The sequence below is a fragment of the Ectobacillus polymachus genome (assembly GCF_048159605.1).
Lineage (GTDB): Bacteria > Bacillota > Bacilli > Bacillales > Bacillaceae_G > Ectobacillus > Ectobacillus polymachus.
This window is the reverse complement of record NZ_JBLREB010000003.1, coordinates 169,324-189,356: the sequence shown is the minus strand read 5'-3', so window position 1 is coordinate 189,356 and position 20,033 is coordinate 169,324. Positions and strand designations below refer to the sequence as shown.

The 20,033-nt window shown below is 38.6% G+C and carries 18 protein-coding genes and 2 other annotated features; of the genes, 2 read left to right on the top strand and 16 right to left on the bottom strand.

What is annotated here, in order from left to right:
* Window positions 1-58: 58 nt before the first annotated feature.
* From ACM5BR_RS14920 to ACM5BR_RS14900, 5 genes are all read right to left on the bottom strand, one after another.
* Complete coding sequence (locus ACM5BR_RS14920; RefSeq protein WP_416828796.1) at window positions 59-682, bottom strand: AmiS/UreI family transporter; 624 nt, start codon at window positions 680-682, stop codon at window positions 59-61.
* 59 nt (window positions 683-741) lie between these two features.
* A complete protein-coding gene (locus ACM5BR_RS14915; protein ID WP_416828795.1) occupies window positions 742-1,920 on the bottom strand; it encodes a NupC/NupG family nucleoside CNT transporter in 1,179 nt (392 codons plus the stop codon).
* 72 nt (window positions 1,921-1,992) lie between these two features.
* On the bottom strand, window positions 1,993-2,391 hold the full coding sequence (locus ACM5BR_RS14910; protein WP_416828794.1) for a cytidine deaminase: 399 nt from the start codon (window positions 2,389-2,391) through the stop codon (window positions 1,993-1,995).
* Window positions 2,392-2,472: 81 nt separating this feature from the next.
* Window positions 2,473-3,147 (bottom strand): deoxyribose-phosphate aldolase, encoded by a 675-nt coding sequence (gene deoC / locus ACM5BR_RS14905; RefSeq protein WP_416828793.1) that lies wholly within the window; start codon window positions 3,145-3,147, stop codon window positions 2,473-2,475.
* Between the two features lie 17 nt (window positions 3,148-3,164).
* Window positions 3,165-4,466: a pyrimidine-nucleoside phosphorylase gene (locus ACM5BR_RS14900; RefSeq protein ID WP_416828792.1), complete on the bottom strand. Its 1,302-nt coding sequence runs from the start codon at window positions 4,464-4,466 to the stop codon at window positions 3,165-3,167.
* A 654-nt stretch (window positions 4,467-5,120) separates the two neighbouring features.
* Between ACM5BR_RS14900 and ACM5BR_RS14895 the strand changes: the two genes are divergently transcribed.
* A complete protein-coding gene (locus ACM5BR_RS14895; protein ID WP_416828791.1) occupies window positions 5,121-5,885 on the top strand; it encodes a TrmB family transcriptional regulator in 765 nt (254 codons plus the stop codon).
* 166 nt (window positions 5,886-6,051) lie between these two features.
* On the opposite strand, the gene ACM5BR_RS14890 is transcribed toward ACM5BR_RS14895, so the two are convergent.
* The 4 genes from ACM5BR_RS14890 to ACM5BR_RS14875 all read right to left on the bottom strand — a co-directional run bounded on the left by ACM5BR_RS14890 (window position 6,052) and on the right by ACM5BR_RS14875 (window position 11,285).
* On the bottom strand, window positions 6,052-6,186 hold the full coding sequence (locus ACM5BR_RS14890; RefSeq protein ID WP_416828790.1) for a YrzI family small protein: 135 nt from the start codon (window positions 6,184-6,186) through the stop codon (window positions 6,052-6,054).
* Between the two features lie 304 nt (window positions 6,187-6,490).
* Window positions 6,491-8,140, bottom strand: coding sequence for a PAS domain-containing sensor histidine kinase (locus ACM5BR_RS14885; RefSeq protein WP_416828853.1), 1,650 nt, complete (start codon window positions 8,138-8,140; stop codon window positions 6,491-6,493).
* Between the two features lie 122 nt (window positions 8,141-8,262).
* Complete coding sequence (locus ACM5BR_RS14880; protein ID WP_416828789.1) at window positions 8,263-9,759, bottom strand: L-lactate permease; 1,497 nt, start codon at window positions 9,757-9,759, stop codon at window positions 8,263-8,265.
* A 191-nt stretch (window positions 9,760-9,950) separates the two neighbouring features.
* A complete protein-coding gene (locus ACM5BR_RS14875) occupies window positions 9,951-11,285 on the bottom strand; it encodes a putative bifunctional diguanylate cyclase/phosphodiesterase (RefSeq protein ID WP_416828788.1) in 1,335 nt (444 codons plus the stop codon).
* Window positions 11,286-11,572: 287 nt separating this feature from the next.
* Between ACM5BR_RS14875 and ACM5BR_RS14870 the strand changes: the two genes are divergently transcribed.
* A complete protein-coding gene (locus ACM5BR_RS14870) occupies window positions 11,573-12,883 on the top strand; it encodes a sensor domain-containing diguanylate cyclase (protein ID WP_416828787.1) in 1,311 nt (436 codons plus the stop codon).
* A gap of 30 nt (window positions 12,884-12,913) precedes the next feature.
* Here the strand turns inward: ACM5BR_RS14870 and trpA are convergent, their stop codons facing one another.
* From trpA to trpE, 7 genes are read right to left on the bottom strand one after another with little or no spacing between them, the layout of a single operon-like run.
* Window positions 12,914-13,693, bottom strand: coding sequence for a tryptophan synthase subunit alpha (gene trpA / locus ACM5BR_RS14865; RefSeq protein ID WP_416828786.1), 780 nt, complete (start codon window positions 13,691-13,693; stop codon window positions 12,914-12,916).
* A gap of 2 nt (window positions 13,694-13,695) precedes the next feature.
* On the bottom strand, window positions 13,696-14,889 hold the full coding sequence (gene trpB, locus ACM5BR_RS14860) for a tryptophan synthase subunit beta (RefSeq protein WP_416828852.1): 1,194 nt from the start codon (window positions 14,887-14,889) through the stop codon (window positions 13,696-13,698).
* A 4-nt stretch (window positions 14,890-14,893) separates the two neighbouring features.
* The gene (locus ACM5BR_RS14855; RefSeq protein WP_416828785.1) at window positions 14,894-15,502 is read right to left on the bottom strand and encodes a phosphoribosylanthranilate isomerase; all 609 of its coding nucleotides are present in this window, start codon (window positions 15,500-15,502) and stop codon (window positions 14,894-14,896) included.
* Complete coding sequence (trpC, locus tag ACM5BR_RS14850) at window positions 15,499-16,260, bottom strand: indole-3-glycerol phosphate synthase TrpC (RefSeq protein ID WP_416828784.1); 762 nt, start codon at window positions 16,258-16,260, stop codon at window positions 15,499-15,501. Before trpC ends, ACM5BR_RS14855 begins: the two co-directional genes overlap by 4 nt.
* On the bottom strand, window positions 16,261-17,286 hold the full coding sequence (trpD, locus tag ACM5BR_RS14845; RefSeq protein ID WP_416828783.1) for an anthranilate phosphoribosyltransferase: 1,026 nt from the start codon (window positions 17,284-17,286) through the stop codon (window positions 16,261-16,263). It lies immediately after the preceding gene.
* A gap of 15 nt (window positions 17,287-17,301) precedes the next feature.
* Entirely contained in the window at window positions 17,302-17,910 is a 609-nt protein-coding gene (locus tag ACM5BR_RS14840; RefSeq protein ID WP_416828782.1) for an anthranilate synthase component II, read from the bottom strand.
* Window positions 17,907-19,325, bottom strand: coding sequence for an anthranilate synthase component I (gene trpE, locus ACM5BR_RS14835; protein WP_416828781.1), 1,419 nt, complete (start codon window positions 19,323-19,325; stop codon window positions 17,907-17,909). The genes ACM5BR_RS14840 and trpE overlap by 4 nt, the downstream gene beginning before the upstream one ends.
* Window positions 19,326-19,379: 54 nt before the next feature.
* Window positions 19,380-19,624: a binding site (T-box leader), on the bottom strand.
* A 37-nt stretch (window positions 19,625-19,661) separates the two neighbouring features.
* Window positions 19,662-19,898, bottom strand: a binding site (T-box leader).
* Window positions 19,899-20,033: the final 135 nt, after the last annotated feature.

Sequence of the window (20,033 nt, the reverse complement as noted above, 5' to 3'; positions counted from 1 at the left end):
AGGCTTGAAGTAGGGATCTTACTTCCCTTAAATAGTGAAAAAAAGTCGTCTTTTTTTATTATTCCATTCTATTTTCTAAACTAGACACCGATAGTGAAACCCTTAATTTATAGAAAAGGATAATAAAATAAAAACTAGAAGCAATTAAAACAAGACTCCAAGCTTTTTCAACAATCGGTGTACTCCAGACACCAAAAAAGTAAAACAAAGCTGGCATGGTTAAGGTTACCCAAGACTGTACAAAAGCAACAATGCTTATATAATGATCAATTTTCTTTTGGAGTGAATTGGATAAAAAGAATAAGAACCATAGAAACGCCCACATTGCCCATGTTATGGTACTGACAACATCATGGAAGTGAATCATTGCTGTAAATGTATACATGACTGCAACAATAGCCACCCATAAACAAAACCAGCCGAGCCCCCTGCCATCAAGCCCTTTTAATGCGGTAACCCCAACATATAAATAGGTTAAACCAAATAAAAAGATAGACGCATCATTATATAGATCCCAATTATTTTGTCCAGGAGTCATGATTAAATAAAATGGAATAATCACTTGAATAACTCCTACAAAAAGATTAAAAATCCCAACACTTTTTGCTTCTGCTTTTCCTGCTAACATCAGACTATTAAGAAATAATACGGCACCTGAAAGAAATAATCCAACGTAACTCATATCGTTAGTTGTGAAAAGCTTTTCTCACAACATTTCCCCTCCTATTTGCTTTTTTCTAATTATAATACAATGCTTACAATTACTGCAGTTAATACACTAACTAAAGTTGCTCCATATAATAGTTTTAAACCAAATTTGGCAACAACGTTTCCTTTTTTCTCATTTAGGCTTTTTACTGCTCCAGCAATAATGCCAATAGATGAGAAGTTGGCAAATGATACTAGGAAGACTGAAATAATACCTAATGTACGAGGAGTAAACGTATGAGCTATTTTTGATAAATCCATCATCGCTACAAACTCATTTGTTACAAGCTTAGTGGCCATAATACCACCTGCTTGTACAGCCTCTGAAAATGGGATACCCATAATAAATGCAACAGGCGCAAAGATATATCCTAAAATCTGTTGGAATGAAATATGGAAAAGTAAAGTAAAAATATCATTAATGGCTGCCATTAATGCCACAAATCCAACTAACATTGCACCAACAATGACTGCTACTTTAAATCCATCTATAATATATTCCCCTAGCATTTCAAAAAAGCTTTGTTTTTCTTCCTTGATTTCAAGAATATCCTCACTTGCTTCGACCGTGTATGGATTAATAATGGAACTGATGATAAATCCGCCAAATAAGTTAATGACAAGTGCGGTAACTACATATTTTGGTTCAATCATGGTCATATAAGCACCGACAATCGACATCGATACCGTTGACATCGCTGATGCACACAATGTGTATAAGCGATTTGGAGGCAACTGACCGAGTTGCTTTTTCACTGTAATAAATACTTCAGACTGACCAACCATTGCGGAAGCCACAGCATTGTAAGACTCCAATTTCCCCATTCCATTCACTTTACTTAGCAAGAAACCAATACCTTTCATTAAAAACGGAAGGATCTTCAAATATTGAAATATACCTATTAACACAGAAATAAATATAATTGGAAGTAGGACCCCGAGGAAGAACGAGTAATCTCCTTTATTCAAGAGTCCTCCAAACACAAAGTTTACCCCACTACCTGCATAATCTAATAATTTACTAAACACTCCGGCAAATCCTTGAATCAATACTAAACCAAATGTTGTATTTAATAATATACTTGATAATATTAATTGAATAATGACCATAAGAATAATTGGTTTTAGTTTAATACCTTTACGATTATTGCTTGCTAAGTAAGCTAGTCCAAAAACAACAAGTAATCCGATAATGGCAATAATGTATTTCATCGTTGTCTCCTCCACATGTTGTAATCAAAAATTTTTAAATTCGCCATTGTATTCGCTTTCAATTTATAAAACTTATTTTTTTAAATCCTTTGAAGAAAAGAAACCAGGGAGCAGTTCATTAATGGTTGTTTCGACACTATCACCTTTTAAATTCGTTAAAATTATTTTTGTGTTTTCATCACAAAATTCAGCCATTACTTGGCGGCAGGCTCCACAAGGTGAAATAGGATCATCTGTATCACCAACAATAACAATTGCTTTTATTTCTTTTTCTCCTTCAGAAACTGCCTTAAAGATAGCCGTTCTTTCTGCACAGTTGGTTAACCCATAGGAGGCATTTTCGATATTACACCCAAGAAAGACTTCGTTATTTTTTGTTAAGATTGCTGCGCCGACTTGAAAGTTTGAATAGGGAGCATAAGCTTGTTTTCTAGCTTCGATTGCTTGAGCAATTAATGTTTGAATATCCATCATTCATTCTCCTTTCATAATTTTTATTAAAATAATATAAAGCATTTTGGCTGACCTAGCTGGCCAGCCTCCTGCTTTTTATTAATAAGAAGATGATGAAGTTTGCCCGTTGATGATTTTCACACCTGAACTTGCCCCAATTCGATTGGCACCTGCTTTGACCACTGCTTCTGCATCTTCTAAGCTTCTAACGCCTCCAGAAGCTTTTACACCTATTTCTGGACCGACAGTTTTTCTCATTAATGCGACATCTTCGACCGTCGCACCGCCAGTAGAAAATCCAGTTGATGTTTTCACAAAGTCGGTTCCAGCTGAAACGGCTAACTGGCAGACTTTTACTTTTTCTTCATCTGTTAACAAGCATGTTTCAATAATGACTTTTACCAAGGCTTTGCCTTTCGCTGCATCTACTACTGCTTTAATATCTTTTTCAACCAAATCATACTGTTGATCCTTTAATGCACCGATATTGATAACCATATCTACTTCATCTGCACCATTTTCAATCGCATCTTTCGTTTCAAATGCTTTTACTTCTGGTGTCGTTGCTCCGAGCGGGAAACCAATGACAGTACAGACTTTTACCTCCGGTGTATCATGAAGATATTCTGCAGCTGTTTTGACCCAAGTTGGATTGATACAAACTGAGGCAAACTGATATTTTTTTGCTTCTTCAAGCAATTTCATTACTTCAGCCTTTGTGGCATTTGCTTTTAATAATGTATGATCAATCATTTTAGCTAAATTTACGGACATGTTATTATTCCTCCAAATTAATGAATTTCAGTATAAATTAGTGTTGGTTTCGATACTTTTTCCTGAACAAGTGTATAAGCGGAATAAATTTTTTCGATAACTTCTGCAACATTTTCTTGATTGCTATGAATCGTTACCAGAGTATCTCCAGCTTGCACGTAATCGCCAACTTTCTTATGAAGCATTACGCCTACAGCTAAATCGATTACAGATTCTTTTGTAACCCGTCCAGCTCCTAGCATCATAGCAGCGATTCCAATCTCCTCTGCTTGTATTTCAGCAACGTAGCCTGTAGTTTTTGCTGGAACTTCAATCTTATATGCAGCTACCGGAAGCCTAGAAGGATCATCAACAACAGAAGCATCTCCGCCTTGGGCAGCAAGGAATGTTTTAAATGTTTGAATTGCTTTACCATTTCTCATTGATTCTTCTAACATTTCACGGGCTTGATCCAAATTAGCTGCTTTTTCTGCTGAAACAAGCATATGACTTCCTAGTGTTAAACAAAGTTCATGTAAATCTTCAGGTCCGTGTCCTTGGAGCGTGTCAATGGCTTCTTTCACTTCTAAAGCGTTTCCTACTGCAAATCCAAGCGGCTGGTTCATATCTGAGATAATTGCTTTTGTTTTGCGTCCAACGCCATTTCCGATGTCAACCATAGCATGTGCTAATTCTTTCGCATCATCGAGTTTTTTCATGAAAGCCCCGTTGCCGGTTTTAACATCAAGAACAATCGCATCTGCACCTGCTGCAATTTTCTTACACATGATCGAGCTGGCAATAAGCGGAATAGAATCAACTGTTGCAGTTACATCCCTTAATGCGTACAACTTTTTATCTGCTGGTGTTAAATTTGCACTTTGACCTATCACCGCAATTTTATTCGTATTCACTAAATTGATAAACTCGTCATTTGTAATTTCGACATGAAATCCTTTGACGGATTCCAATTTGTCAATGGTTCCACCGGTATGTCCAAGGCCTCTTCCTGACATTTTAGCGACAGGTACCCCAAGAGAAGCAACAAGCGGTGCCAATACAAGAGTCGTTGTATCACCGACACCTCCTGTACTATGTTTATCTACTTTTATTCCTTCAATAGCAGAGAGATCAATTTGGTCGCCGGATTGAACCATCGCTTCAGTCAAATTGACGCGTTCTTCTTTTGTCATCCCTTTGAAAAATACTGCCATGGAAAATGCAGACATTTGATAGTCAGGGATGTCACCCTTTGTAAATCCTTTTATTAAAAATTGAATTTCCTCTTTGGTTAATTCAAACCCATTACGCTTTTTTTCAATAATGTCAACCATTCTCATATGATTTCCTCCTAAATTTTAATAGAAGTATTTTGCTGATGTACTTACCATCCATTACTAGTTATCCAAATTCTTTAGCAAACTATATGGTTGCATCCTTGTCCCTGCAGCAACTAATTAATAAGTAGGGCTGCCTTAATTAACTTTATCCAGAACATTATCCAGATATACACCAGTTTTGTCAACGCTTACAATTCAGTGAAACATTTCACATAAAGAATGCGCGGTAAATGACTTTCTCATCTTCCTTCTATAAAAATTTATATAATTTATGGTATAACAGCTATAAAAGTTATATCCATATATTAATTATATGGTTACTATATCAGTAATAACCTAATGTGTAAAGTGGAGATAGACTTGTTCACAAAATTGAAGAATTGTTGTTATAAAGCTAATAATAAACTCCCTACTGAACGAGAATTAGCACCTATTAAAGTGCAGAAAGAGCAATAAAACAAGATATAAAAGGAGAAAATCTACTATTCACTCATCAATATTAATTGCAACGTGTAAAGCAATCGGGTGTGTTTGTGGAACAAGAGAAAAAAAATTTACAAAACATTAATAATCAAATATGATAAATCTATACTGTGAAATGAATAAAAAAGGTAATTTTTTGAATATTTATTTTTTATAAAAGAGGTTAAAATTATGCTACAAAAGTTTGGGTTTTCACAAAACGAAAGCAAAGTATACGAGGTTCTTTCATCGTGCGAGGAGCCGCTCGATGCTACACTTATTGTAAAATATTCCGGAGTTCCAAAAGCAAAGGTATATGAAGTACTTTCTCGAATGATTGAAAAAGGAATCGTTCTAAACTCTGTATCAGAAAAGAAAAAACTCTATACTGTCTTACCTTTAAAACTTGTTATAAATAAGTTAACCAAAGAATTTCAGGCAAATATCAATCATTTGAAAAACAATACATTTAAAAAAATAGTGATTGATGATCGTGTGTGGAATTTAAAGGATGATTCTTCTATCCAGCTCGAAAGTAAACAACTTCTACTAGAAGCAAAGCATTCGATTCAAATTTCTTTATGGAAAGAAGAATTCTATCATTATTTACCATTATTAATGGAAAAGGAACAAACCGGTGTCAAGGTAGAGGCACTCATTGTCGGAGATTTACAAGAAAAAACAGGGCTATCCACCCTATATACTATATCTCCAATTGAAGAACATCGGAGCTTAGAAAAGTATCGCTTAATGATTATTGATGATAATACTATTTTATTTGTCGGTGCTGATAATAATTCATGGCAGGCGATGATCACCAAATCGAAGCCATTTGTTAAATTTTTTTCTGAATTTTTCTATCATGATGTCGCATTAGCAAAAATCGCATCAAAATATGAGGAACAGTTAATGAACGATAAAGATATAAAACCTCTTTTATTACGACTGCGTTATTAAAAAATTTCCTATAAAAGAACAAACCACAGGGTCAATTGACCTGTGGTTTGCCGTTTCTTCTTTTACTATCCAGAATCTACCTCTATAATCCATACTGTTGCTAAACGACACATCATTCGTATTCTGTTCATCTTATCTCTCCTTTCTTTTCGATTTATTCAATTCTTTACAGATTGAAGAATAGGTAACGATCTTTTAGTTCATCCATCTTCTGCTTTACATATTGATCGTACTGGTATTCTTCAATCTTACGTTCTCGTTTCTCAATCGTGATCGTAAAAATAAGCAGTTGTAATCGCATAGTCCCACCTCCCTTTTTCACTGTATTTCCTGAAAATTGCACAAAAAAACCGCAGGGACATGTAAGTACCTGCGGTTTAGACATGAAAAAGCCGCAGGCAACGAATCGTCCCTACGGCGTAATTTTAAAAGGATTTGTGCAATTTCAGCACTCCCGCCATTTGGTCGATTCGTTTAAAAATAAAATTGCTACACAACACATTGATGTTGTTTTCATTTTCATCGACCTCCTTTTGGAATAATTTTCTTACAAATCCTATTATAGAGTAAATGGAATTATTTTGTAAAGTGATTATTTCCATTTTTTATCCTATTTTTTCAAGACTCTGCTTGTTTGAGATAGGAAGTGTAACTCTAACAGATGTTCCTTCCCCTACTTTACTGTCAAACATGATGCTTCCTTTATGCAGTTCAATAATGCGATAGCTGACGGTCAATCCTAGACCGGTTCCCTTCTCTTTGTAGGAGAAGAACGGTTCACCTAAATGCTTTAGGCGATCTTCAGGAATTCCACAACCATTATCCCTAATAGTAACTACAAGATGGTCATCACCCTTTTTCTTAAGCTCCACGTGTACATGTGAAGCATTTGCTTCAAATGAATTTTTAATTAGATTAATAAACAGCTGTTTAAGTTGATTTCTTTCACAATCAATAAGAGGAATCTGTTCTTCCTCATAAAGTGTCATCTTCACACCATGAAAGTTTGCCTGTGTTTCGAGCAATGACATAACATCCTTAAACAACGATCGAATATCGTCCTTTTCAAACGATAATTTTTGCGGTTTTGCTAATACGAGAAGCTCACTGACAATGTTGTTAATGCGATCTAACTCATCAAGCATAATATCATAATAACGAGTGGAGTTCGTATCATTACGACGAAGGAGCTGCACAAAGCCACGTAATGCTGTAAGAGGATTGCGTATTTCATGAGCTACGCCAGCTGCAAGTTCACCAATGGTAGAAAGCATTTCCGACCGGCGTAATCGTTCCTCGGTCTGTTTCCATTTCGTTACATCTTGACCATAGCCGATCACACCTACCATTTGATTTTCTACAATCATTGGAACCGTTGTACAATTTAAAATCCGTTTCGAACCATCCTTGTGTAAGAGCTGCATTTCATGATTCGTGGTTCCTTCCTCACTTTTTAACACATGTTTAAACACTTCAATCGCCTGTTCACGATGCTCTTCATCAATGATTCGCAAAATTGATTTCCCGATAAATTCTTCTGTTTTATAGCCCGTAACCTCTTCAAAATAAGGGCTTAAGTCTGTAATAATTCCGTGTAAATCAACCATATAGACAACATTGGGATTATATTTAAACAAGGATTTATAGCGTTGCTCGCTTTCCATAAGCTTTTTCTCTGCAATTTTTCGTTCCGTAATATCACGGCCAATTACAATGAGTGCCTTTCTTGCTCCGTTACTGTGAAACAATGGAACTTTAATCACATCAAACGTTTTCAATTCCCCGTTAAGATTTGGAATCATTTCCTCGTAACGTGTGTTTTTTCGCGTCTGCCAAGTTTTTTCATCAGAAAGCTCACAATAGGTTAAAACATCCCTGTAAAACGGGGTGTATGTACATAACTCCGAATCCGTTTTTCCTCGGTAATCTACATTCTCAAGTTGAAATAAACGAAGGCCGATTTCATTCGTTTGCAGCCATCCTCCGTGAGCATCCTTAAAAACAACAAAATCTACCATTGAATGGATAAGAGCACTAAGCCGTTGTTCTTCTTTATGTATCCCTTCTAACCGATTTTGTCTCACTAGTAAATAGTAAATAAAGCTGCATGAAATAATAAAATATATCAAATTGGTAATTCTACTAAATAACCAAATATTTTGAATAGCCGAGGCAGCCTCTAGCACGTATACAAACAAAAACCATAAAATATTGAACACTGTGTAATAAACAATTAGTTTTTTGTTTTCCACCATGCGCTCTCCTTTACCTCTATTACTATATATTGTAACGGAATCGTCACAAATCGACAACTTAATCTCCATTTCTACATTCTATGGTAGAAGAGCGAAGAACATTCTTAAAATTTAACACTCACTTACCAAAATAAGCTCCATACGACCATTTCGGCAATAATCAGAACAATGGTGCCCCCAATTAACAAGGTTGTCTTCCGTAGTAATTCATTTTCACGGAACGGAATACCGCAAATATATGCGCCAAGTGTAATGCGTGATGGACTTGCAATCGTTGCGACCGATGAGCTCGCATTTTGCCCCATCGTAATATATTCCCACGGCAGCCCGATATGCTGTGCTGTTTGCATTTGCAGCTTCATGAACATCGCATTGGAACCGGCATTACTCCCTGTTAGAAATCCACCTATTGCTCCAATCAAGGGAGCAACAGCAATGAAGAAATGTCCGAAAAAATTCCCGGCAACTTGGGCTAGCAGGGAATGCATACCAGCAGCTCCCATCAACTCAGAAACGGATATAAACATTGTCGTAGTCAGCGCAAATGTAATCCACTGTTTGCTCGTTTGAAGCAAGGATTCCTTTACAATTCGAAATGGAATGCGGAGTAGAAAAATAGTAAAGATGCAGGTCATTGCAAGCCAAAACCCTGGTGAATACAACAGCGCAAGCCGATAAGAGTATGCTGGCAAATCAAGTACAGCATTGTCTTGAAATACATGCTGCAATGGTGGAATGAGACGAGAAAGAAGAATACATACGGTTAAAAACAAGTAGGGACTTAAGATTTTGACAATCGAATCCTTCTCTCCTTCTAATGAAGCCGCTTGCATTTCATAGACTTCCTTATTCACCCTAGAACGTCTTGCTAACCAAAACCCGTAACTTGTAGTGACAATTGGGCCTAGTATTCCGGCAAGCTCAACACTTACAAATTTGCTAAATAGGTATATCGTCGAGGAGAATAGAAGAAAGAATACGACGCTCTCTTTCCACTTCTCTGCTACTGCCGACCATCCACCTACAATAACGAGTGCTGCGACAATGAAGTATGCAAAAACCGGTGTACTCAATAACGCTGTCCCTGCCCCCATTTTCGCTAAATCCATATTAATAATTTGTGTTCCAATAATGGTACCCGTTGCAAGCGCCCCCCATGAACTCGCTAATAGCCCGATAAAGGAGAGGATGGCAGACTTCATCGGAGGATAGCCTAGTGCAAGAAAGATCGGCGCAGCAATCATAAATCCAATTCCAAATCCGCTTGCAGATTCGATAAGCGGACAAAGGCCAAAGCAAAGAAGCAATGTCTGCAATAATCGATCCCCCGTTGCATGTGAAACGAAAGTAGCTATACTGCTTATGCTGCCCATCTTATTCATGAGATGAAATAATAAAATGCCAAAAAACAATACGTATCCGACAATAAAACAGATGAGCGCTCCTTTTATCGTTGCATGCATAATTTGGCCAGGCTGTAGATGAAACGGTGAAAACAAAAGTACAATGAGAAGCGAAACGATATACGAAAAAAAGGAAGCTCGTAAACTCGTTTGACGCAATATAAATAGAAAGAAAAAAATACTTAGAATTGGCATAATTGCTAGTAACACTTCCATACCCCTACCATCCCCCTATATTCATGCAACATCCCTTTACCAACTATTGTATAACAGATTTATTTTTATATAAACAGTATTATTACAGTTTATATAAAATAAACTCGTATTCTCCTTTTTGAAAATACGAGCTTCCTACCTATGATTCTATTCTGACTATTCGTTCCATTTACATACAGTTGAAGGACAACTTACATATTTCCAACAAATGAGACAAACTCATAGGAAGGAAGAGGAGGACTAAAATAATAGCCTTGTACGTGTGTACAGTTTAGGGAGTTTAAAAAAGAAAGCTGCTCAACCGTTTCTACACCTTCTGCAATTAATTTCACATTGCATTGTTCTGCTAAGAAAGTGATGGCGAAAATAATCCATTTATTGCGGTGGCAGGCTGCTAATTCGGATACAAATTGCGGCGCGATTTTTATTGTATGGACCTCATATTGCTGCAAATATTGCAAATTCGAATTTCCTGTTCCAAAATCATCTATGCTAACGCGTACTCCTATTTGATATAACTTCTTTAGTTTCTCGATTGTATGGACATCTTTCTCTATACTTATCGATTCTGTTAATTCAAGCTCTAAATCCTTAGGATTTAGACCGGTTTGTTTGAGAACATCCTGAACGATCTCGATAAAGTCATCCTGTACAAATTGCACAAACGAGACGTTTACACCCAATCTGCCGACATTGTATCCTTCCCGTTTCCATTCGGCGCTTTGTCGACATGCTTCATACAATACCCATTTCCCTATCGGTATAATAAGACCTGTTTCTTCAGCTGTAGGAATAAAGGTAGCGGGAGATAGAATTCCTTTTTCAGGATGATTCCACCTTATTAAAGCTTCCATACCACTCAATGTTTTCGTACGTGTGTTTATCTGAGGCTGATAATAGAGTACAAATTCCTGCTTTGTAACAGCCCGCTCTAATTCCATTGCAAGCTGAATTTGATGGGCGAATTCTTTCTCCATAGATATCTCATAGAAACTGTTCGTCCGTCCCGTTTTTTCTGCGTACATAAGTGCAAGCTCTGCATGCTGTAGGCTTTTGCCATGTTCCTTATAGGTAGATAATGCAGCTCCAATACTACAAGAAAGAGAAAAGGATTGGTTTTGAACAAAGAATGGTTGTTTTAAACTGCTATGAATCTGTTCAATGGCAAGTTCAACCTCTTTTCGTTCCTGTATATCCTTTAACAAATATGCAAACCGATCTCCTGAGAGCCATGAAAAATAGCCTTTTTCGTTCATTTGTTTCTGTAGCCTTTCTGCTACCATAGACAGCAGTTCGTCTCCAATCGTAAAACCTTGCTGTATGTTGACATATTGCATTCTCTTCACATGAATAATAAGTAAAGCAACACTCTCCTCATTCCTAGTCCTAGCTATCATCTTCTCTAACCCATAGCGATTCGGAAGCTTCGTTACTTTATCATACCTATTACCTAAGATGGATGAATAAGGTATCTTATTACAAACAACAACAATAAATATGAAAAGTAAGATATAAACCCATATCATCAATGGAAACACAGGAATACTAGTCTGTACATTATATAAAAAAAGTAATATATAAAAATAATTCAGAATAATACCCCCTACTGATTTCTATAAAACCGACATCATATTCTATCATTTCGTATGAAAGCTGCAAGCTTACCCATTTTTATTACCTTTTCATTATTGTACTAAAAAATAGAGAGATAGGTTGCACTTTTTATACACATGATGTACATAATAAGATAGGATTATGTTATATCATTAAATCTAAATTTATATATTCAAAGAGCTACACTGAGGTGAAATAGTTGAGCGAAAACACGCCTAACGAAAACTTATTTTATACTGCGTTTACATATGCGCCAATTGGTATGGCGCTAGTCGATTTAGATGGAACATGGCTAAAGGCAAATCCGGCTTTATATACAATGCTTGGATACAATGAAGACGAATTAATAAAGAAAACCTTTCAGGAGATTACACATGAAGATGATCTTGAAATGGATACGTTCTATGTAGGGCAAGTTCTAGAAGGAAAAATAGAAACCTATCAAATAACAAAGCGATACTATCATAAAAACGGTCATATTATTTGGGCGTTATTAAGTACTGCCATTGTGAAGAATACTCTTGGTAAACCACTTTATTTTATTTCGCAAATTGTTGATATTTCCGAAACAAAACGTATCGAAAAGAAAGCAAACGATACCTTTTTCCTGCTCGCTGAATATTCCAATGATATCGTTTCTAAACATACCATTACAGGAGAATATATCTATGTATCGCCGATTTGCAAAAAGCTATTAGGCTATGAACCGGAGCAAATTGTAGCAAAATCCATCTTTCATTTTGTCCATCCAGTCGATTCCTTATCTGTGGAAAACGTACTGCGAAAGATTGTTTCTACTTCCAACGTACTTACCGTTCGCTATCGTATACTTTGTCAAGATCAATCATACAAATGGGTGGAATCTTCCGTTCGTAGTATTCACAACGAACAAGGTGAAATTATTGAATTGCTCTCTGTCACACATGATATTTCAGAAATCGTAGCAATAAAAAGCAAGCTAAGGCAAGCAAACGAAATGTCCTCTTTAGATGAACTAACCGGTATTGGCAATCGTAGGGCATTTGTAACAAGCATAAATTATTACTGGAAAGTTTGCATGACAGCACATACAGCGTTAGCAGCTATCCTTCTTGATATCGATCATTTCAAACGATATAACGATACGTATGGACACGTACAAGGTGATGTTTGTCTACAGCAAGTTGCACAGGCATTACAAACGTCAAGCCAAGCCATTGGCGGAACAGTTGCCCGCTACGGTGGTGAGGAGTTTATTATGCTTTTACCTCATACAAATGAGGCTACAGCTTTGCAGGCTGGAGAAGAGATTAGACAAGCTATTGAATCCCTGCAAATTCCGCATCGTGCCTCTCGTACCCACCAGTATGTTACCGTAAGCATCGGAATTGCTCTGATTATACCAACTGAACAAGACTCACCAAATGCCTTTATAGGCCATGCCGATCAGGCACTTTATGCGGCCAAACAAAAAAGCAGAAACACAGTTGTACTTGCTCCGCCTTTTCATCCAAAAGGAGACTCATGTTAAACATAAGTCTCCTTTTCTTGTTCTAGCACTCTACATGACATGCTTTGTTGCGTTAATAAGTGTCTCAATTTCATTGTATTTCTCTTGTTCTAGTAGCTCAATAATTCGGCTCCCTATCACTACCCCATCTGTTACATCATCCATTAATTTAATTTGATCTATCGATGAAATTCCAAATCCAGCAAGAACAGGGAGAGAACTCAATTCCTTCACTTGCTTTAAATACGCAAATAAGCTTTCTTGAAATTCTCTACGTGCTCCGGTTACGCCTGTAACCGTTACAGCATAAATGAAGCCTTGCCCTTCTTTCACGATCTTTTCTATTCTCGCAAGCGGACTCGTTAACGTTACAAGCGGGATTAGAGCTAGCTTACCTTGCATAGCCTTCGTCAATATTCCTTTTTCCTCATAGGGAAGGTCTGGTACGATAAGGCCATCTACGCCTGCTTCCACGCAGCTTGTCACAAAGCGCTCGATTCCATATGCAAAAATAGGATTCATATAGGTCATAAGAACGAACGGCAACATTACAGATGGTCTTACTTCTCGCAGTGCTCTAAAAATTCCATCTAACGTGGTTCCTCCGTCTAATGCCCGTTTTCCAGCTCGTTGAATGGTCGGACCATCTGCAACCGGATCCGAAAAAGGAATGCCGATTTCGACAAGTGTAGCTCCTGCTTTATCAAGAAATGTAATATTCTCTTGCAGCTTCGTAAAACCACCGTCTCCTGCCATAATATATGGAACGAATGCTTTATCACCGCGTTCCTTTATCTGTAAAAATGCACGTTCAATGTTTTGTTCTCCCATAATTATTCCCCTCCTAAATATTCTTTTACGCTTTCGACATCTTTATCACCACGGCCTGATAGACAAATAACAAGTCCTTCCTCTTTCTTCATCGTAGGTGCAAGCTTCATTGCATAAGCAACTGCATGCGAGCTTTCGAGTGCTGGAATAATTCCTTCTTTTTGAGATAGAAATTGAAACGCCTCAAGAGCTTCCTTGTCTGTAACGGATTGGTATGTGACGCGTTTTCTATCATGAAGGAGACTATGCTCTGGTCCTACTCCTGGATAATCAAGACCGGCTGAGATTGAATAAGGCTCTTGTACTTGACCATCCTCATTTTGCAGCAAATACATCATACTGCCATGAAGAATACCAACAGATCCCTTCGTAATCGTTGCGGCATGCTCCTTTGTATCCACACCTAGACCAGCAGCTTCTACACCGTATAGCTTTACTTCTTCATCTTGAATGAACGGATAGAACATCCCCATTGCATTGCTTCCACCACCTACGCATGCAACAATAGCATCTGGTAATTTCCCTTCCACTGCTGCATATTGTTCCTTCGTTTCCTTGCCAATTACACTTTGAAAATCACGTACGATTTGCGGAAATGGATGTGGCCCAAGTACAGAGCCCATAATATAATGGGTATCTTGTACATGTGTAACCCAATAACGAAGCGCTTCATTTACTGCATCCTTTAGCGTTCCATTACCAGAAGATACGCTCTCTACCTTCGCGCCAAGCAGCTGCATGCGAAACACGTTTAGACGTTGGCGGCGAATATCTTCCTCTCCCATGAAAATAACACATTCAAGACCAAGTAAGGCACATACAGTTGCAGTAGCGACGCCGTGCTGACCTGCACCTGTTTCCGCTATAATTTTCTTCTTTCCCATTCTTACTGCTAGGAGGGCTTGACCAATGGTGTTATTAATCTTGTGCGCGCCTGTATGATTCAGATCTTCTCGCTTTAAATAGATCTTTGCTCCGCCAAGTATTTTGGTCATATTCTCTGCAAAATAAAGCGGTGTTTTTCGTCCTACATACTGCTCTAGATAATAGTTCACTTTCTTATGAAAATCGTTGTCCTGCATTGCTTCCTTATAAGCTTCCTCAAGCTCTAGGACAGATTGCATAAGTGTTTCAGGAACATACCGTCCGCCATATTGTCCGTAATGACCGAATTCATCTGGATAATTGTAAGTAATCATATTAACACTCCTTCACTTTTTTAATAAATTTCTGTATCTTTTCAACGTCCTTTTTTCCATTTGTTTCTAGACTGCTGCTTGCATCAACCATGAAAGGCGCTGTAATACGGATGGCTTCCAGCACGTTTTCTTCGCTCAGTCCACCGGCTATAATCAAGCGCTGCCGCTGCTTAGACGAAAGCGAACGAAGAAGCTCCCAAGGAAAAGACGTACCGTTTCCACCTCGATATTTCCCTTTTGGACTATCTAGTAAAATGTAAGGAGCATGACTTGCAAAGGCCTGTTCTACCTCCTGCTCTGAGCTGACACCAAACGCTTGAATGGCTGGAATATGCAGCTTTTGCAAGTACTCCTCATCCTCATCACCGTGTAATTGAACGTAGTCAAGGTTACAAAATGCAGCTAATTCTTCCACTGCTGCCACCGATTCATTGACAAAGACGCCTACTTTTAACACAGAGTTCGGTAGCCTCTTACTAATATCTCGTGCTTTTTCAGGTGTAACTTGTCGTTTACTTCGTGCAAATACGAAACCAAGTGCATCAACTCCGTATTCGCAGGCAGCCTTAGCTGTTTCTATGTTTTGAATCCCGCATATCTTTACCTTCATACGCCGAGCACTCCAAACATATCTGCAAGGGAACCTGCCTTCATCAGTGCTTCTCCAACGAGAATGCCGTTTGCACCTGCTTCTTTCACGCGAAGAACGTCAGCACGCGAGTGGATGCCGCTTTCACTAATAAGAAGAATGCCAGCTTCCTTCACTTGACTCGCAAGCTTCTCGGTTGTTTGTAAATCCACCTTAAATGTTTTTAAATTTCGATTGTTTATCCCGATGATTTCAGGATGAATCTGAAGGGCCGTTTGTAGCTCCTCTTCGTTATGGATTTCTACAATGGCCTCTAAACCTAATGCTTTCGCATAGTCATATAACTCTTGCAATCGCTTTGGCGATAGCGCTGCTACAATGAGTAAAATAATATCTGCACCAGCGCTATTTGCCCGCTGCAATTGCAGCTCATCAATCATGAAATCCTTGCATAATAGCGGCACGTTCACTACCTTTCGTGCATTCGTTAAATCTTGAAACGATCCTTTGAAAAACATCGAATCCGTTAAGATAGAAATTGCACCGGCACCAAATTGTTCATAGGATTTCGCCTGCTGCTGGACATCAACATGTATACTTAAATCCCCCTTTGACGGTGATGCCCGTTTAATTTCAGAAATAATGGTCATATTCTTGTTTTTTAGCTTTTCTACTAAGGAAGGGTGTGTCCGTATTGTTTCGTCTCCAAATCCGCTTTGGCGCAGCTCCTCTACTTCCAATCGTTTCTGTGCAACAATTGTATCTAAAATGGTCATCATTTATTTCACTCCCTCTGCTGTTTTATTGCTTTCAATCGCTAGTAGCTGTAATTTTGCTAATGCCTTACCGGAGTCGATGCTTTCTTTCGCAATCTCTATACCATCTTGTATGCTGTCCGCTTTACCATTTGCAAATAGAGCGAGTGCTGCATTTAATAGTACCGTATCACGATAGACACCATATTTACCTTCTAGCACCTCTTTTGTAATCCTTGCATTTTCCGCTGGCAGTCCGCCACGTATTTTACTGTTGTCTGCAGGCTGTAAACCAAGTTCTTCTGGATGTACAATCATTTCTTCAATCACACCATCGTGAAGAAAGGCAATGTAATTTTCCCCTTGCAACGAAGCCTCATCGAGAAAGCCATTTCCGTTCACAACGACAGCTCGTTTTCTTCCGATTTTTCGAAGAACATCTGCGATTGGAACAAGCATATCTCGTTTATAAATGCCAACGAGCTGCGTTTCCAAATCTACTGGATTTGTAAGAGGTCCGATAAAATTAAAAATCGTTGGAATGTTAAGCTCTTTACGGACCTTCATGATGCGTTTTAAGTTAGGATGAACCGCTGGTGCAAATAGAAACGAAATGCCGACCGTTTCAAGAAGCTGCTCCACCTGCTTTGGTGGACAGGTAATGTTTACACCTAATCTTTCCAAAACATCTGCGCTTCCCGTTTTACTCGATACAGCACGGTTGCCATGCTTTGCGACCTTCACGCCAGCGCCAGCTAGAACAAATGCTGTTGTTGTACTAATGTTAAATGTTTGTGCCCCGTCTCCACCTGTTCCACAATTATCCATGGCTCCGGTAATCGTTTTAGAAAACGGAAGCGCCTTTTCCCGAAGTGCCTTTACAAGACCATAAATTTCATCCGCCGTTTCCCCTTTGGCTTTCAATCCAACTAGAAATGCAGCAATTTCTGTATCCGCTACTATTCCGTCAAGCATAGCTAACCCTACTTCATACGTATCCTTCTCACTTAAATCGGTTTGCTCAATCAATTTACGTAAACATTCATTCATGATTTCTCCCCCTTTTTACTTGTGAAATTTCCCTATGGATAAAAGTGAACCATCTGCTGTATAAGCTAAAAATTGTTCTATCAATCGTTTTCCTTCATCTGATGCAATCGATTCTGGATGAAACTGCAAGCCAAATAGCGGATAATAATGATGTTTAATTGCCATAATTTCATTGTCATCCATAGCTGTTGCGAGTACTTCAAATACTTCCGGCAACGTCTCACGTTTCGCTACAAGCGAATGATAGCGCATTGCTCTGAGCGGCTGCCTTACGTATTCAAATATGGATGTACCCGTATGGCGAAGAAGCGACGTTTTTCCATGCTTCACATGTTTTGCCCTCACCACTTCTCCGCCAAATGTATGAACAATCGCTTGATGGCCAAGACAAATACCAAGAATCGGAATATTTCGATAAAATTTCTTAATAACATCCTCACAAATACCTGCTTGCTCCGGCCGTCCAGGTCCTGGTGAAATAATAATGGCTGCCGGATTCAGCTTCTCTATTTCTTCAATCGTAATTTTGTCATTGCGTACAACGGTAATGTCAGGATCACAAAGTCCGATGAGCTGATACAGGTTATACGTAAAGGAATCATAATTATCAAGTAATAAGATCATTTCAGCACCTCCAATAAAGCTTTTGCTTTATTTAATGTTTCATGATACTCATTTTCGGGATTCGAATCATACACAATCCCTGCTCCTGCTTGAATATATGCTTTCTGATCCTTTACTACCATCGTCCGAATAGCCAGTGCCATATCCATATCCCCATTAAAGGAAATGTAGCCAACTGTTCCGGAATACACACCACGTTTTACAGATTCGAGTTCATCAATTATCGTCATTGCTCGTATTTTCGGTGCTCCTGATACCGTTCCAGCCGGCAAGCATTTCTTCAATGCATCTAAGCACGTAACATTCTCTCGAAGCGTTCCTGTTACTTCTGACACGATGTGCATAACATGCGAGTATCGTTCAATCTCCATAAACTTTTCTACCTCGACGGATCCAAATTCGCTTACATACCCGACATCATTTCTACCAAGATCAACGAGCATCAAGTGTTCCGCCTTCTCTTTTTCATCACCTAGTAATTCCTTTGCTATGCTGTTATCCTCTTCTTTTGTTGCCCCGCGTGGTCTTGTTCCAGCGATCGGATTCGTCGTTACTTTTCTTCCCTTTACAGAAAGAAGACTTTCTGGCGAGGAGCCGAGCACAACATATGAACCAAAATCTACGTAAAACATATACGGTGATGGATTGGTAACACGAAGTCTTCGATACAATCCAAAGGGATTACCTTCAAAGGACGTTTGAAGACGCTGCGATAGCACGACCTGAAATATATCTCCTGCTTGAATATATTCCTTCGCTTTTTCTACCATTTCTTGAAACTGCTGCTGGGTCACATTCGATGTAAAATGTCCCTCTAGCCCTGTTTCTATTGCTGCAATTGGAGCTGGTATGAACAACTGCTTCTTTATCCTCTCGATAACTCGGTGTATTTCTTCATAGGACAATCGATCATCCTCACGATAAACATAGACAATGCTTACTTTTTGAAATTTATGATCAAACACAACAAACGTTTTATAGAACAATAGGTGCGCCTCTGGCATACCCTGCTGATCTGCATTTATCTCCCCAAGTATTTCGTATTGCCTGATCACATCGTAGCCGATATAACCAATTGCTCCTCCAGCAAATGGGAACGGGCTTTCTATTTCAGCGAAAGAAAGAAGCTCCAATGCAACATCTAGCACCTTTTGCTCTCTGTGTTCTGTTCCATGTTCGGTAACAATTGTTACATGCTTGCCTCTGCTTTTTACTTCCGCATAAGGATTGCTGCCAAGAAAGGAATAGCGTCCTTTCTCTTCATGAATAAGCGAGCTTTCAAACAAAAATTTCTCCGTTCCTTCTAGCCGGCTGTATAGCAACACCGGTGTTACATCGTCTCCTTCCATCTCTTCGATGATATAAAATAACGATTTCTCCTTTTGCATCGCTTCGAATTGCTCTTTCGTTATCATCTGTCATCTCATCCTCTCTCGTAAAATTGCATAAAAAAAGTCCTCTGCATAAATGCAGAGGACGATATTTCTACCGCGGTGCCACCTCACGTTGAATTTGCCAATGGCAAATTCCTCTTTTCGGGTACAACATGATACCCTATCCTTTGTAACGGCGGAAAGCCCGGGTAAGCCTACTCGAATGTTCGGAATACCTCTCGTAAGCCCATTCTGTATACTGCTCTGCACTGGGCTCTCACCTTTCCCCAGCTCTCTGAAGCATCGCTACTATACATACTCTTCTTACTCAACGATTTGCTGTATTCTTTTTTCCCAAAACAAAAGGGGCCCTCATCCATAAAGGACGAGGAAACCCCGTGGTACCACCTTCGTTAGTTACGTTCGTAACTCACTTTCCGTATCCATACTAGAATACGTGTCTCCTTGTAACGATGAGACCATTCGCCAAAGCCTACTGTAAGTTCGGTTTGGAAGCTCCGAAGCCCATTCCACATCACGTACATACTGATTTGCACCAACCATCAGCTCTCTGAAATGACGAAAACATGTACTCTTCTTCATCAACGCTTATATACGATTGCCTTCGATTTTCCATTCAAATCTAAAGTGCAATAATTAAGTAATTGCCATGATTGTATTACATTATTCTGAATACGTCAATTAGGATTTAAAAAATTTTTTTATTGGTGTAAAACCTGCTATCTAAAA

Coding starts and splice junctions, on each gene's coding strand:
- ACM5BR_RS14915 (WP_416828795.1), bottom strand. CDS start 1,920: ATGAAATACATTATTGCCATTATCGGATTACTTGTTGTTTTTGGACTA.
- ACM5BR_RS14900 (WP_416828792.1), bottom strand. CDS start 4,466: ATGAGAATGGTTGACATTATTGAAAAAAAGCGTAATGGGTTTGAATTA.
- ACM5BR_RS14880 (WP_416828789.1), bottom strand. CDS start 9,759: ATGGAAGTGTTACTAGCAATTATGCCAATTCTAAGTATTTTTTTCTTT.
- ACM5BR_RS14875 (WP_416828788.1), bottom strand. CDS start 11,285: ATGATATGGGTTTATATCTTACTTTTCATATTTATTGTTGTTGTTTGT.
- ACM5BR_RS14920 (WP_416828796.1), bottom strand. CDS start 682: ATGAGTTACGTTGGATTATTTCTTTCAGGTGCCGTATTATTTCTTAAT.
- ACM5BR_RS14895 (WP_416828791.1), top strand. CDS start 5,121: ATGCTACAAAAGTTTGGGTTTTCACAAAACGAAAGCAAAGTATACGAG.
- ACM5BR_RS14910 (WP_416828794.1), bottom strand. CDS start 2,391: ATGGATATTCAAACATTAATTGCTCAAGCAATCGAAGCTAGAAAACAA.
- ACM5BR_RS14890 (WP_416828790.1), bottom strand. CDS start 6,186: ATGCGATTACAACTGCTTATTTTTACGATCACGATTGAGAAACGAGAA.
- trpA (WP_416828786.1), bottom strand. CDS start 13,693: ATGGGAGAACAAAACATTGAACGTGCATTTTTACAGATAAAGGAACGC.
- ACM5BR_RS14855 (WP_416828785.1), bottom strand. CDS start 15,502: ATGAAGGTAAAGATATGCGGGATTCAAAACATAGAAACAGCTAAGGCT.
- ACM5BR_RS14840 (WP_416828782.1), bottom strand. CDS start 17,910: ATGATCTTATTACTTGATAATTATGATTCCTTTACGTATAACCTGTAT.
- ACM5BR_RS14885 (WP_416828853.1), bottom strand. CDS start 8,140: ATGGTGGAAAACAAAAAACTAATTGTTTATTACACAGTGTTCAATATT.
- deoC (WP_416828793.1), bottom strand. CDS start 3,147: ATGTCCGTAAATTTAGCTAAAATGATTGATCATACATTATTAAAAGCA.
- trpC (WP_416828784.1), bottom strand. CDS start 16,260: ATGATGACCATTTTAGATACAATTGTTGCACAGAAACGATTGGAAGTA.
- trpE (WP_416828781.1), bottom strand. CDS start 19,325: ATGATAACGAAAGAGCAATTCGAAGCGATGCAAAAGGAGAAATCGTTA.
- trpD (WP_416828783.1), bottom strand. CDS start 17,286: ATGAATGAATGTTTACGTAAATTGATTGAGCAAACCGATTTAAGTGAG.